The organism is Pseudomonas fluorescens group sp. PF-1, assembly GCF_054481335.1.
Genome location: NZ_JBTMNG010000002.1, coordinates 1,725,863 through 1,739,903 on the forward strand (window position 1 = coordinate 1,725,863; position 14,041 = coordinate 1,739,903).

A 14,041-nucleotide genomic window follows, 5' to 3' on the forward strand; every position below is an offset into this window, starting at 1 on the left:
CCTAATGTTGAATTCAATTATCCGCTTCGCTGTCCGTTTCCGAGGGGTTGTTATCGCCCTCGCATGTCTGCTTGCAGGTTATGGCATCTACACCCTGACCCAGGCCCGGCAAGATGTCTTTCCCGAGTTCGCTCCACCGCTCGCAATAATTCAAACCGAAGCCCCAGGGTTATCGTCCGAACAGGTTGAAATGCTGGTCACCCAGCCAGTCGAAAACGCAATGGGCGGCACGCTGGGACTTGCGAGCATGCGCTCCAAGTCGTTACCAGGGCTGTCCATGGTGACGCTAACCTTCAAGGATGGGGCTGACATCTATCGTGCCAGACAACTGGCTGCGGAGCGACTCAGTACGCTCACCGGCACTCTCCCGCAGCGGGTCAAAACACCAGCACTATTACCACTGACGTCTTCGACCAGCGTCACCCTTGTCGCAGGTATTACCTCCGATACCCGCTCGCTGATGGAGATGCGCACACTGGCTGAGTGGAAGATCAAGCCACAATTGTTGCGCGTGCCCGGCGTGGCGGACGTAATCGTATTCGGTGGCGATCTAAAGCAGTTTCAGATTCAGGCAGATCCCAAAAAGCTGGTGCAATACGGTTTTTCTCTGCAGGACGTTTTGAGCGCTGCCCAGCACTCTACGGGGGTTAGAGGTGCGGGTTTTCTGGAGACCGCTAACCAGCGCATAGTCTTGAATACCGAAGGTCAAACCGTTACACCCGCGCAGTTGGCGCAAACGGTGCTCAGCTACCAAAGTGGAGTCGCCGTACGCTTGGGCGATGTCGCCGCAGTGACCTATGGGCCTGCTCCCGCAGTAGGCGCTGCGGCAATCGACGGTAAGCCAGCTGTGTCGCTGATGGTAGAAAGCCAATACGGCGCCGACATGATGAGCGTTTCCAGTAGTGTGGAAAGCACCTTGGACAGCTTGAAACCTGCGCTAGAAGCAGAGCAGGTGAGCCTGCACCCGGACATCTTCCGCCCAGCCAGGTTTATCGAAACCGCTATTGGTCACTTGCAGACGGCACTGTTATTGGGCGGTGTGTTAGTTCTTCTGGTGCTGTTTCTGTTCTTGCTCAATATCCGCACTGCAATCATCTCGGCTACGGCAATTCCGCTGTCCTTGTTAACGGCGGTGATCGTGCTCCATCACTTTGGTGTGAGCCTTAACACCATGACCTTGGGTGGCCTGGCCATTGCCTTGGGAGAAGTGGTGGACGACGCCGTGGTCGACGTCGAGAACATCTTCCGTCGGCTGCGCCAAAACCAGGCGCTGGAGCACCCTTTGTCACCGGCCTTGGTGGTATTGCGCGCCTCATTCGAAGTCCGTAGTGCAGTGGTGTATGCCACCCTGGTTGTTGCATTGATTTTCCTACCCGTACTGGCACTGTCAGGGATCGCCGGGAAACTCTTCGCGCCCTTGGGGCTCGCCTACATCCTGGCAATTTTGGCCTCCCTTGTGGTGGCCCTGACAGTCACGCCAGCGCTGGCTTTTATGTTGTTGACCACCAAGCCACTTCAATCGGACGAGCCAAAGTTGGTGCAGCGACTGAAGGCGCGTTATCTGAAAATACTCGCGAGCATCGAGTCACACTCTCGCTCAATCGTCTGGATGATCGTCATTCTCTGTGCCGTGTCGGCCAGCGCGCTGCCGTTTTTTGGCGGCAACTTCATACCGGAATTGAAGGAGGGGCATTACTTGATTCATATGGCGTTGGCCCCTGGCTCCTCATTGACCGAATCCATGCGAGTGGGCGACCGTGTGGTGCAGGAGCTGAGTACAGTCCCCGGCGTGCGACTGGTAGCGCAGCGCGCAGGGCGAGCCAGTGAAGTGGTCGATCCGACCGGCGTCCATGTCAGTGAGTTCGAATTGGATTTGAATAGTTTGTCCGCCGCCGAGGAAACCCAGGCCGTGGCACGTGTCCAACAAGTATTGGCCAGCTTCCCAGGGCTGACTACGTCGGTGAATACATTTCTAACTGAACGGGTGGACGAAAGTATCTCCGGTGTCACCGCGCCGGTCGTTATCAACGTCTTTGGCCCTGATCTGGATGTGCTGGACAGCAAAGCCCAGGAAATCGCCCAGGTGATAGGTCGAATCCCAGGCACCATCGGCCTGAGAGTCGAGTCAGCCCAGCATGTGCCGCAATTGACCATCAGGCTACGACCTGAGCAATTGACACATTGGGGGTTCGAGCCAGTCGATGTGATGGACGCGATCCAGATTGCCTACGACGGAGTGACCGCCAGCCAGATCTATCAGGGAAACCAGACTTATGACGTCACTGTCTCATTGGCACCCTCCGCTCATCACAGTATCGCAACTGTCGGCTCGCTGCTGCTGCGCAACAAAAGCGGAACAACGGTGCCTCTCGATCAACTGGCCTTGATCACTCAAACCAGCAGCCGTTACCAAATCATGCACAGCGGTGGCCAACGCCTGCAAACAGTCTCGACTGCAGTGCGTGGCCGAGCGGTGAGCGACTTCGTTCAAGAGGCTCGTCAGCGCATCAACAAAGAGGTCACGCTACCGAAGGGAACCTACGTCTTGTTTGCTGGAGAGGAACAAGCACGTGCGCAATCGCAACAGGACTTACTGGTTTACACAGCAACAGCCATCATTGGGATCGTGCTGCTTTTGTTCCTCGCTCTCAAAAGTATGCGTGCGTTGGTCTTAGTCCTCGTGAACCTGCCTTTCGCCTTAGTAGGCGGTGTAGTGACCGTGTTGGTGTGCGGTGGAAACTTGTCATTGGGATCGCTTGTCGGGTTTGTCACCCTGTTTGGGATCACGCTGCGCAACTCCATCATGCTCGTCTCGCATTACTCACACCTGGTGAATGAAGAAGGTTTGACATGGGGGCCTGAAGCGGCTCGAAGGGGCTCCGCCGAACGACTGGTACCAATCATGATGACAGCCGTGGTGACAGCGTTGGGATTGCTACCGCTAGCGCTCGCGAGTGGTGCAGCGGGCAATGAAATTGAGGGGCCTATGGCTATCGTTATCCTGGGAGGATTGGTGACCTCGACAGCACTCAATCTTTTGGTGTTACCAACCTTGGCTTTACACTTCGGGCACTTTGAAAAGCGCATTGACGAGTTTCCCGCTGAGGTGGCACCTGCGTAATATCGGTTGTGCGACTTATCGAGAAGACACGTATATAGATTGCTTCATAGCCGACATTGCATAGGCAGCCCGCGAATGATGACGTCCATGGTCTCATCGATCATCGAGTTCCTCACGGTGCATCCCCATGTTGCCTATCTGGCAGTGTTTCTCTTGGCACTTTCCGAGTCAGTCCCGATCATCGGCGCCGTCGTTCCAGGTACTGCCGTGATCCTCGCGCTCAGTGCCTTGGTGCCGAGTGGAGTGTTATTACTCTGGCCATTGCTGATCGCCGCTACGTTAGGCGCCATCGCGGGTGATGGGCTTTCGTTCTGGTTTGGGCATCGATACCACCGCGAGATTCTTGGTTTCTGGCCTTTGAACCGCCACCCTGAACTGATTCAAAGCAGCGAGGCCTTTTTCGAGCGTCACGGCGCCAAGAGTGTGTTTCTCGCGCGCTTCGTACCGGGCGTCCGCGCCTTCATCCCGCTCCTCGCCGGCATGATGGGAATGGCGGTCAGCCTGTTCTATACCGTCAATGTGGTCTCGGCGCTAGCTTGGGCTTCGTCGCATATCCTGTCAGGTGTTCTCGTAGGCGCGACGTTCCGCGTTCTCGGCGCGGCTGCAAAGCCGCTCGCAATTCTGCTGGTCGTTCTACTCGTGGCGGGCTGGACGCTCCTGCATATCATGCGTTGGACGTTGCGACGCGGCGTCCCATACGTCATCGGCGCACTTAGGCGGCTTCGGTACTGGGCCGGCACTCATGACACCTGGTTGAGCCGCAGACTCTCCCATTTACTCGATCCTTCACGGCCCGAAGTACGGACTCTCGCAGTGTCGGCGGTGTTACTCGTCGGTGCAGCCTGGCTCTTCTTTGGCATTCTTGAAGATGTCGTCACCGGTGACCCATTGCTGCTCGCAGACAGCGCGATATACCACGCGCTTCAGGAGCTTCGTACAGTGCCAGGCGATACGGTGATGATCGCCATTACTGAACTCGGCGACACCACGGTCGTGGTTGCGGTAACGCTGATTGTCTTGCTGTGGCTCATGTGGAAACGCTCCTGGCGTACAGCTGCCTATTGGCTGATTGCGATTGCCGGCGCTTCAGCACTCAACTCGGTCATCAAAGTGGCGTTGCATCGAGCTCGACCCGGCGAGCTTCTCTACTCCGGCTGGAGTGCATTTTCCTTCCCTAGCGGCCATAGCACGGTCAATGTCGTGCTCTACGGCTTCCTCGCCTTCCTCATCGCGCGTGAGATCCGCCCAGCATGGCGCTTCGTGGTCGTTCTCGGCGCAGCAACTCTGATATTTCTGATTGCGTTCTCGCGCATCTACCTCGGTGCTCATTGGTTTTCCGACGTGCTCGGAGGACTGGCATTCGGGTGGGCGTGGCTGGCACTGCTCGGACTGTCCTACCTGAGGCGCCAAGTCGGACACATTGGGCCAAAGGGCCTGCTCGCCGCTGGATGTTCAGCACTGATTTTCGTCGGAGGATTCAATATCTATCGTAGCCATGCCACCGACAGCGACCGCTATGCTGTCAAAGTAGTAACTCCATCCATGGCCGCCACCGATTGGTGGGCGTCGGGTTGGCAGCAACTGCCGGTACGGCGTATCGATCTGACGGGCGAGACAAATGAACCACTGACGTTCCAGTGGGCCGGTGGTCTGCCGGAGTTGCAAGATGTCCTGCAGCGTAACGGGTGGCGCGACTCAGCGGACTGGACACTGTTGAATACCCTGAATTGGCTTTCCGTCCAGAACGACCCGGCAGCTCTTCCGGTTATTCCACTTTTCGCTAGTGGCCGACTCCCCAGTCTGACGCTCGTTCGAACGAATAGTGGTGGCGCACTGACCAGCTCGCGCCTAGTGCTTCGAGTGTGGGTCGTCGATTTCGAGCTCACGAACGGGCGTACTTCACCGCTGTGGATGGGCTCAGTTGTCGAGGAGCGTTTCTATCATCCCCTATCCCTCTTCACGTTGACGTCGACACAGCAGGATGTGAACGCACAACGGGGCACGCTAACTACTACTTTTGAGGATGGGCGACTCCTTCCTCGCATCCCAGAGATGGCAGATGAGGATTGGGATGGCAAAGTCCTGCTAGCTCGCCATCATGAGCCTACCCATCACTGACACGCTCTATTCAACCGGTGAGTTGCTCGAACAGATCGAAACTCTTCCAATCTTTGCCTGAGGAATTATTGTTTCTTAATTAACAGTAAGAGCAGAGCTATTGCGGCAAGCAATGCCCCCATGAGAAACGTGCTGTCTGATCCAATGCTTTGCCATAGCCAGCCGGCAAGAATGCTGGCGATCAGCATGCATACGCCGCTAACTAGATTGAAAATGCCGAAGGCGGTGCCCTTGAGTTTACCAGGCGCTTTATCTGCCACCAGCGAGGCAAGAATGCCTTGGCTGAATCCCATATGAAGCCCCCACAAGGCAACGCCCAGCAGCATCGTGATGACAGAACTGGACTGAGCAAGAACCAGATCCGCCAGGACGAGTAGTCCTATACCCACACAGAGCAGTTTCGTGCGACTGATACGATCAGATAGCCAACCGGCAGGGTAAGCGGACAACGTATAGAAAAGTGCCATCACTACCATCACCAGCGGAATCCAGGTGACCGAAAGACCTATCTGTTGCGCCCGTAATACCAGAAACGCCTCGCTGAAACGGGCAAGCGTAAACACCCCCCCAACAATGACGACCCACCAATACCCGGAGGAGAAGTCGTGAAGGACTCTCCAATGAATTGGAGATCGGAATTGGTGTTCGCTGGAGGCCCACGTGGGTTCTTTTACTTCCATAACAATGAGAGCCACCGCTATTGCTGCCGGAATCACTGCAACCCACAGTACAAGCTGCATATCTGCGAGCCACAACATCAGCAATATGGCCAGAGCGGGGCCAAGAACGGCCCCTACGGTATCCATCGATTGGCGCAACCCAAAGCAGGCCCCACGGATCTCTGGTGGTGAAACATCTGCGACGAGGGCATCTCGCGGCGCGCCACGAATGCCTTTGCCGATACGATCCAGAAAGCGCGCTGTGAAGACCACCTCAACCGAATGAGCCAAAGGAAAAAGCGGCTTGGTCAGGGCAGCCAAACCATACCCAAGCAATAGGAGTCCTTTACGCCGGCCTATAAAGTCGCTGATGGCGCCAGAGAATATCTTGACGAGCATGGCAGTCGACTCGGCAATCCCCTCGATCACCCCAACAGTTAATGCACTCGCGCCCAATGTAGTGACTAAAAATACAGGCAGTAAACTGTGTACCAGTTCGGAGGATAGATCCATAAAAAGACTGACAAAGCCCAATGCCCAGATCGTGCGCGGAATACGAAGACGCTCAAGGTTTGTGTTAGGACTTCCGCTACTCATGTTTCCATCCTGTTCTCATTGGGGCCGAAGAGAGACCGGGAAAGCAGAGCCTCTTCTACATTACTATAGTACCCGCAGAGACTGTCGATAGTGATCGGTAGAAATGGGCTTCAGGATGTGCAAATTGCAGAACACATGTGGAAGATCTACCTGTCAAAAAATTCATTTTGCGGGGAAGAGTACGAAATGCCCCCAGCTTTAGTATTAGCCCAGGCCAGCAAACATTGTGATGGCTAAACCTAAACACTGGAGATTTGCCATGAAAACCCTGAAAGCTCTTTTGATCGTAACCTTGATGAGTGCCTCTGTAGCTGCGATGGCAGAAGGCGGCGGCGATACAGTAACTGCAAAGATGGAGGCCGCAAGGGAGTCTGCGATGGCAACGTACCAACAGTCTGAACACGCAACCGCCGTTGCCAGCAATCAGAAAGCGGCGTCCAACGATGTCGCACGTTCGAATTGATAGGGCGTTTTACCCATCAAATTCATTAGCAGCCGACTACTTAATCATGCGCTTTAAGTGTCATGGGCCACAGCCAAAGAACCTGCTAAAAACAACCACTAAAAAAGCCGCTTGCTCGCAGCATGCAGTAGGGGTTATCAGGTTAAAAGAATCAAAGATTTAAACTCGGGTTGCGATGTGCATCGACAATCCGAGTATCGGGTGTGCAAAAAATTACTTTTTGCATGTTGATACTTCACACATATAATTTATATGGAAGTTATAGCCAATCTAAATTGCGAGCCTCACATCCAAGACCCAAGTGAAAAATATAGCCTGCGATAATTTCATTGAAAGTAAAAAATCACAATAAATCTGCTCGTTAGTCCGCATTAAATCCTAACCCCCACAAACTAAAAATTTCTTGCTAGATGGTTAATAAAATAAACCCGCAGGGCTGGATTTTACGCCAGAGACAACACAATTAATAAATTTAATCCTGATTATTATTTGACAGAATTTTAATCTTTTACCCCCTAAGCTGTACTCGTCCATACATCGAGCTATAGCTTGATCGTTGCACTCACAACCTATGCTGGTCGTCTCTAATAGATGCATGTGATTCCGGTGCGAACGGCGAGCTTTTAGACGCTGTAATTTATAGATTTAATCCGTTTTCAGGAACCCCCCCTATGAGCACCCCTATCAGTTTGAATAAGCTGCCAGAAATAACCTTGGCGTTCTGGGCGATGAAAATCTGCGCCACCACCCTCGGCGAGACTGCGGGTGATTTACTGTCGATGACGCTGAATGTGGGGTATGCGATCAGCTCAATGATCCTGATAAGCGCCTTCCTGATTACACTTGGTTTGCAGCTATTTTCGAAAAGTTATAATCCCGTGTTGTACTGGGTCGTTATTCTCTCCACCAGTACCGCAGGCACCACCATGTCGGACTTTATGGATCGCACCTTGGGCCTAGGCTATGCGTCCGGCTCTCTAATTCTGATCAGCCTGTTGATCGCTATTTTTGCGGTCTGGCGCTTGAGCGAGAAAACGCTGTCGGTAAACAACATCCACACCACTAAGGGAGAGGTGTTCTATTGGGCGGCAATTTTGATTTCCAACACGCTGGGCACAGCGTTAGGCGACTACCTGGCAGATGACTCCGGACTGGGCTTCGCTGGCGGTGCATTGCTGATCGGGGCGGCGATTACCGCTGTGATGCTGGCCAAGTTCTACACGCGGATTTCCACAGTGCTGCTCTTCTGGTTGGCGTTTGTCCTGACCCGACCGTTCGGCGCGACACTCGGCGATTTTTTGACCAAGTCTCACGAAAAAGGCGGTCTGGATTTTGGCACCGTTGGTTCATCGTTAGTGTTGGCCAGTGTGTTGGTAGTGTTGGTGTCCTTCGCCGTCAAGGCACGCAGCGCTGAAGAAATGTATGGCTGACCGGCTTGTGGGGGAGTGCTACAAGGTCGAGTTGGTGCTTGGCAGCGTTTTGTGTGAGCCAAGTTTTCCGCGTACGGCGTTCATCGTCACTGATGACTACGTTGTGTGGTCGCCCCAACCTTGAGATGTGCCTGGTCTAAAAATCGAAAATGCTCGATACGGCATTTGCTCTTAAGCCAATTAGGCGCTTTGAAAAACGCATCGAGGAATTTCCCGCTACCGCTGACCGCTTCAGAATGGACGTGTGACCTATCGGGCACGATTGTCTCATCACCGGTACTCTATAGGCAGCCCACGAATCATGGCGTTCCTGGTCTCAACGCTCATTGAGTTCCTCACGGTGCATCCGCATGCTGCCTATCTCGCGGTATTTTTCTTAGCTCTTTCCGAGTCAGTTCCGATCATCGGAGCCGTTGTTACAAGCACTTCCGTGACCCTCGCACTCAGTGCCTTGGTACCGAGTGGCGTATTATTGCTCTGGACGTTGCTGGTCGCCGCAAAATTAGGTGCTGTAGGGGAGATGGTCTTTCGTTCTGGCTAGGGCATCGACACCCGCGCAAAAACTCTCGGTTTCTGGCCTTCGAGCCGCCACCCTGAACTGATTCAGAGCAGCAAGGCCTTTTTCGAGCGACACGAAGCCAAGAGCATATTTCTCGCGCGCTTCGTGCCGTGCATTCACGCCTCCATATCGCTGCTCATATTTTCATCCTGTACTTGTTATTGGCGAAGAGAGACCGGGAAAGGTAGGGCTACTTCTACATTCCTATCGTACTCGCCGAGAATGCAGATAGTGGTCGGATGAAATGGCCTCCGGGATACGAACGCCACACATAGCGCACCTCGGATATTTACCTGTCAGAAAATTCATTTTGCGGGGAAGAACGTGAAATACAGCGAGCTTTAGTATTAGCCCAAGCCAGCAAACATTGTGATGGCTAAACCTAAACACTGGAGATTTGCCATGAAAACCCTGAAAGCTCTTTTGATCGTAACCTTGATGAGTGCCTCTGTAGCTGCGATGGCAGAAGGCGGCGGCGATACAGTAACTGCAAAGATGGAGGCCGCAAGGGAGTCTGCGATGGCAACGTACCAACAGTCTGAACACGCAACCGCCGTTGCCAGCAATCAGAAAGCGGCGTCCAACGATGTCGCACGTTCGAATTGATAGGGCGTTCTACTCATCAAATTCATTAGCAGCCGACTACTCGATCATGCGCTTTAAGTGCCATGAAGTGCAGTCGGGAAAACTGCCGAAAGGACGCATAACCAGAGTCGCTTACTCGCCGTGTGGCAGTAGGACTAATCCTTTAAACAGTCAAAACGACCTGCTCGGGTTGCGGGGTACACCGACAATCCGAGTAATTGGTCGGCAGCACAAAAGCTGCTCTAATGAAACGCCAACATTTCACCATCCTGCTGCTTCGGCTGTGTTCATTACCGAGCGGGTGTTTCAGGCACGTTCGTCACTACGTTGAGGCAATAGCCTGCGCCAGGAATGGTAGCAATTAGCGAAATTCCAAATCCATCATCTAACTTTCGACGTAGGCGATAAATATGTTTATCGATAACGTTGTCGTTTGGATCGAATTCATAGTCCCACGCACTCTCAAGTAGCATCAAGCGAGTGACAACCTCACCACAATGTTTCATGAGTTTTTCTAGAATCAAGGTTTCGCGGTGAGCAAGGGATATCGTTCGCCCCATCCATGTTACCTGCCGAGCTGCAGAGTCAAGACACAGTTCGCCAACACACAAGGTACTCGCCTTACCAGGTTGCTGATCTCTAGGTCGCAATAATCCTTCCAGTCGCGCCAATACTTCAACAAAGGCATAGGGCTTCGCCAAGTAGTCGTCGCAACCCGCCTGAAGCCCCTCAACTCGCTGCTGGGTCGAGGCTAAGGCGCTGAGCATCAATACTGGCGTCTGCATCCCCTCCCTGCGTAACTCTCGAACCAACGACAAACCGTCCATACCAGGTAGGCATCGATCAACGATCAAAGCGTCATAGATACCCTCAAGGGCCATCGCGAGCCCGTCACGACCTTCTGCACTGGCATCGACGACATGTCCGCTCTCGCCGAGTCCTCGCACTAGGTATGAAGCGGTACGGGCATCATCCTCAATGACTAAAATACGCACTCAAACCTCGCAAAGACTTAAATAAACTTTTTTTCATTTTGTCGGAAGCTCAGTGTATAGACTGACTCGGCACACTATGCCATCAAAGGGGTCGTTTGATTTACATCGGCCTATTAATTCCAAACCAGGAGCTCAGCGCGACGCCTATGACCCACGTACTGGTTATCGAGGATGATCCCGTCACCTCGCGGGAGATCGAGGCAGCCCTTCAAGACCACGGCTTTGACGTGACCCTGGTAAACAATGGTCGTGAAGGTTTGTTAGCGGCCATTAGCGATACCTTCGACATCATTGTTCTTGATCGCATGCTACCTGGAGCGCTTGACGGCCTAGGTATGCTTACCGCATTGCGCGCTTCCGGCATCACCACACCGGTTCTGATTCTCAGTGCGCTAAGCGCTTTAGATGAGCGGGTTCGAGGCCTTCGTGCAGGAGGCGATGACTATTTGACCAAGCCGTTCGAGTTCATTGAGCTGACTGCTCGACTAGATGCTCTGAATCGCCGAAGGGCACCTCCTTCCGCAGCAAATCGAGACAGTCGATTACGCATTGGGAATCTGGAAATTGACCTACTACGACGCTCAGTGCGCCGAGGCGAAAGACAGATTGACTTATTACCTCGTGAATACGCGTTACTAGAGTATCTCGCTCAACATGCCGGGCAAGTCGTCACGCGAACCATGCTCTTCGAAGCTGTCTGGAATTATAGTTATGACGACCGCACCAATGTGATAGATGTTCATATTGGGCGTCTGCGTCATAAGATTGATGGCGAGGGCGACTCTCCAATGCTCCAAACCATTCGGGGGGCTGGTTATGTCCTACGTTCGCCTGAGTGAGATTCCACGTACCATCAGCTTTCGAACAGCCCTTATGTTCCTGGCATTATTTGGGTGCTCGTTTTTTGCGTTATTTGGTTATATTTATTGGCAGACTACCGGATATCTGATCTCGGAGGTGGATACTGCACTGCATCGAGAGGTAGACCGCCAAAACGCCCAAGAGCCTGCGCTACGACGTGCAGAAATACTTAAACATACGGAACAAGACCCCGAAGGGCGGCTCCCATATACGCTATTCGACTCTGCAGGTACAACGATTGCGGGGGCGCTATCAACCCTACCTACGTTCAGTGCATACGATAAGCCTGCGGAATTTTTCTGGGATAAAGCTAACGGGCATGATCGGCCTATCCGCTACCTTGTTCACAAACTGGATGATGGAAGCACTCTTCTGATCGGTCAGGATATTCACGATATTCGTGAGTTTGACGAACTTTTGGTCAATGCTCTAGTTTCAGGTGGCTCACTACTTATAGTAGTTGGGCTACTAGGAGCGATTGCATTAGGCGTGTCTGCTCGCCGCCGTCTAGACGTACTTAGCCGCTCCATAAAAATAATTGTGGAGGGCGATCTTAGTGGGCGTTTACCTACACGGGGAAATAACGACGATATTGATCGTATTGCCGGCGTAGTAAACGGCATGCTGGATGCACTTGAGCGGCTAATGAGTGAGGTCAAAGGTGTATGCGATGATATTGCTCATGACTTGCGAACACCGCTAACTCGCTTGATCGCAGGATTGGAGCGTGCACAGCGTCGTAGCTTGACGCAAAAAGAGTACGCCAGCGCTATCGATACAGCCATTGAGGATGCTAAGGGGCTAATGCAAACCTTTCGGGCATTGCTGCGCATTTCAGAAATAGAAGGCAGCGCTAGACGCAGTAATTTTACCCTGGTTGGTTTCAATCAAATCTGCGCTGATGCAGTAGAGCTCTTTGAACCTCTCGCTGATGAGCGTGGTATGAATCTAGAGTTCAAGCCATGCGAGGGAGTCGATACAGTAATGGGCGATTCGCAGTTATTGTTTGATGCGGTTTGTAACCTCATCGATAACGCCATCAAGTTTTCGCCGGACGGAAGTGACGTTGAAGTAACAGTCTCGGCAGATTCTAACAACTGTGGAATCAGTGTCCGTGACCATGGGCCCGGAATACCGGAGGAGGAACGGGAAGCGGTTTTCCGTAGACTCTATCGTTCAGAGTCCAGCCGTCATACGCCAGGAAATGGCCTGGGCTTAAGTATGGTTTCAGCTGTAGCACGTTTACATGACATGTCCCTACAGGTGCACGATGCCCGGCCTGGATGCCGGGTGGACTTGATAGGTAAAGCACAAAACGCTTGAGACCCTGTATCCATATCTAAAACTTTCGTCACTCGGCGAGCAACCCGTTCGATTGCTTGCCTGTCTCTTAGCTCAACTGATATTCCTGTATTTGGATCGTCCGCTATGCACGTCAGCAGGTCTTTGACCTGCTTTCGTTTCAGAGTTACATCCTGAATTTTTTCGCCTACCAATAGGATTGCGACGATTGTTGGGGGAGCAACCGCCTCTCATAGCGACAAACCTGTCAAAAAATTCATCTGCAAGGGAGCTGAATTATAAGCTCCCAGGCACAGAATAAATAAAGAATAAATGCCCTAAAGCAAATAGCTAGGCATTGAGTTCTCCATAGGGAAAAATCTGCAATAAGAGATACTGTCTTTTTATGGTGGTTTAATTGTGCGTATCCAATGTAAAAGTCTAAGAATTGGACGAGCATACTTTTTCGATGGAGGGTAGTCGGGCGGCTTCGCTGGTTTTTGCCCGCTATAACAAAGGCAATCAAATTCGAGAGTTAGTTGGCTATGAAAAATCACCACCCAGAAAAGGCAAACTACAGCATCGCTTTAGTTAACTACAAGTCGCTTGAGCTGACCAAGAAATGCCTCCAGCTCCTGCAAGATACCGTGAAAGAAAAAGGTATTTCTGTTTATGTGGTGGACAACGACTCTAGGGACTCAAGCACAGAGTATCTTCGAACTTTAAAATGGATTAACTTGATTGAGCGAAAGCCAGAGCATCCTGAGGCTGGAAATATTGCTCATGGCCGAGCTCTTGATCTCGCTTTAGGTTTCGTGGAAACGGAATATGTATTTCTTTTGCATACCGACACTTTTATTTATGATCTTGAAGTTTTTAATATGATGCTCGCGCAATGTGCCGAACAACAAGACGTAGCAGCCGTTGGATGCTTAGAGCAGCTGGATAGAGGCTTTTTTCGCTCGACCTGGAGAATGTCATCACGGTTTTTTAAACATTACACCAGGCGTAGTCTTAAAGCGCTTGGAATAAAATCGAGGGAGCCGAAACCATATAAAGAGAAACATCTAAAAAGCTTTTGCGCCCTGTGGAGTGTAAGATTGATCAAAAAGCACGGCTTGCATTTTCAAATGGACGAACGCAATCCAGGCTATGAGCTTCAGGATAGGATGACAGAGTTAGATTATAAAATTAGATTTATATCGCCTCGGAAAATGTTTCGCTATCTAGACCATATTCAAAGTGGAACGATTTCCTCACTAGGCGGCTACACCAGAAACCACAGAAGAGTCAGGATGTACAACCAGATTACACAGGGTTTAAAACTTTAAAAGGCGGCGATGGAACTGTATTCGCTCAACCTCAGAAAAAT

10 protein-coding genes are annotated in these 14,041 nt (G+C 52.1%); 8 read left to right on the plus strand and 2 right to left on the minus strand.

Annotated elements, in window-relative coordinates; genetic code table 11:
* Positions 1 to 4: 4 nt before the first annotated feature.
* Complete coding sequence (locus ACX3YD_RS22650; RefSeq protein WP_458961076.1) at positions 5 to 3,121, plus strand: efflux RND transporter permease subunit; 3,117 nt, start codon at positions 5 to 7, stop codon at positions 3,119 to 3,121.
* An 87-nt stretch (positions 3,122 to 3,208) separates the two neighbouring features.
* Entirely contained in the window at positions 3,209 to 5,239 is a 2,031-nt protein-coding gene (locus ACX3YD_RS22655) for a bifunctional DedA family/phosphatase PAP2 family protein (protein WP_458961077.1), read from the plus strand.
* A 65-nt stretch (positions 5,240 to 5,304) separates the two neighbouring features.
* On the opposite strand, the gene ACX3YD_RS22660 is transcribed toward ACX3YD_RS22655, so the two are convergent.
* A complete protein-coding gene (locus tag ACX3YD_RS22660; protein WP_458961078.1) occupies positions 5,305 to 6,495 on the minus strand; it encodes an MFS transporter in 1,191 nt (396 codons plus the stop codon).
* Positions 6,496 to 6,754: 259 nt separating this feature from the next.
* Between ACX3YD_RS22660 and ACX3YD_RS22665 the strand changes: the two genes are divergently transcribed.
* The 3 genes from ACX3YD_RS22665 (at position 6,755) to ACX3YD_RS22675 (ending at position 9,553) form a co-directional block, all read left to right on the plus strand.
* Positions 6,755 to 6,958: a co-regulatory protein PtrA N-terminal domain-containing protein gene (locus tag ACX3YD_RS22665; RefSeq protein ID WP_443699150.1), complete on the plus strand. Its 204-nt coding sequence runs from the start codon at positions 6,755 to 6,757 to the stop codon at positions 6,956 to 6,958.
* Positions 6,959 to 7,647: 689 nt separating this feature from the next.
* Positions 7,648 to 8,388, plus strand: coding sequence for a COG4705 family protein (locus tag ACX3YD_RS22670; protein ID WP_301280051.1), 741 nt, complete (start codon positions 7,648 to 7,650; stop codon positions 8,386 to 8,388).
* Between the two features lie 961 nt (positions 8,389 to 9,349).
* The gene (locus ACX3YD_RS22675) at positions 9,350 to 9,553 is read left to right on the plus strand and encodes a co-regulatory protein PtrA N-terminal domain-containing protein (protein ID WP_443699150.1); all 204 of its coding nucleotides are present in this window, start codon (positions 9,350 to 9,352) and stop codon (positions 9,551 to 9,553) included.
* 269 nt (positions 9,554 to 9,822) lie between these two features.
* Here ACX3YD_RS22675 and ACX3YD_RS22680 read toward each other — a convergent pair whose 3' ends face one another.
* The gene (locus ACX3YD_RS22680; protein ID WP_443700941.1) at positions 9,823 to 10,527 is read right to left on the minus strand and encodes a response regulator transcription factor; all 705 of its coding nucleotides are present in this window, start codon (positions 10,525 to 10,527) and stop codon (positions 9,823 to 9,825) included.
* A gap of 146 nt (positions 10,528 to 10,673) precedes the next feature.
* Between ACX3YD_RS22680 and ACX3YD_RS22685 the strand changes: the two genes are divergently transcribed.
* From ACX3YD_RS22685 to ACX3YD_RS22695, 3 genes are all read left to right on the plus strand, one after another.
* Positions 10,674 to 11,366: a response regulator transcription factor gene (locus ACX3YD_RS22685; protein WP_017850090.1), complete on the plus strand. Its 693-nt coding sequence runs from the start codon at positions 10,674 to 10,676 to the stop codon at positions 11,364 to 11,366.
* The gene (locus tag ACX3YD_RS22690; RefSeq protein ID WP_458961079.1) at positions 11,344 to 12,711 is read left to right on the plus strand and encodes a sensor histidine kinase; all 1,368 of its coding nucleotides are present in this window, start codon (positions 11,344 to 11,346) and stop codon (positions 12,709 to 12,711) included. The genes ACX3YD_RS22685 and ACX3YD_RS22690 overlap by 23 nt, the downstream gene beginning before the upstream one ends.
* Before the next feature lie 503 nt (positions 12,712 to 13,214).
* Positions 13,215 to 14,000, plus strand: coding sequence for a glycosyltransferase (locus ACX3YD_RS22695; protein ID WP_458961080.1), 786 nt, complete (start codon positions 13,215 to 13,217; stop codon positions 13,998 to 14,000).
* Positions 14,001 to 14,041 lie beyond the last annotated feature (41 nt).

Excerpts from the sequence above, each read along its gene's own strand:
- ACX3YD_RS22655 (WP_458961077.1), top strand. The coding sequence starts at position 3,209 with ATGGTCTCATCGATCATCGAGTTCCTCACGGTGCATCCCCATGTTGCC.
- ACX3YD_RS22665 (WP_443699150.1), top strand. The coding sequence starts at position 6,755 with ATGAAAACCCTGAAAGCTCTTTTGATCGTAACCTTGATGAGTGCCTCT.
- ACX3YD_RS22690 (WP_458961079.1), top strand. The coding sequence starts at position 11,344 with ATGTCCTACGTTCGCCTGAGTGAGATTCCACGTACCATCAGCTTTCGA.
- ACX3YD_RS22675 (WP_443699150.1), top strand. The coding sequence starts at position 9,350 with ATGAAAACCCTGAAAGCTCTTTTGATCGTAACCTTGATGAGTGCCTCT.
- ACX3YD_RS22685 (WP_017850090.1), top strand. The coding sequence starts at position 10,674 with ATGACCCACGTACTGGTTATCGAGGATGATCCCGTCACCTCGCGGGAG.
- ACX3YD_RS22695 (WP_458961080.1), top strand. The coding sequence starts at position 13,215 with ATGAAAAATCACCACCCAGAAAAGGCAAACTACAGCATCGCTTTAGTT.
- ACX3YD_RS22660 (WP_458961078.1), bottom strand. The coding sequence starts at position 6,495 with ATGAGTAGCGGAAGTCCTAACACAAACCTTGAGCGTCTTCGTATTCCG.
- ACX3YD_RS22650 (WP_458961076.1), top strand. The coding sequence starts at position 5 with ATGTTGAATTCAATTATCCGCTTCGCTGTCCGTTTCCGAGGGGTTGTT.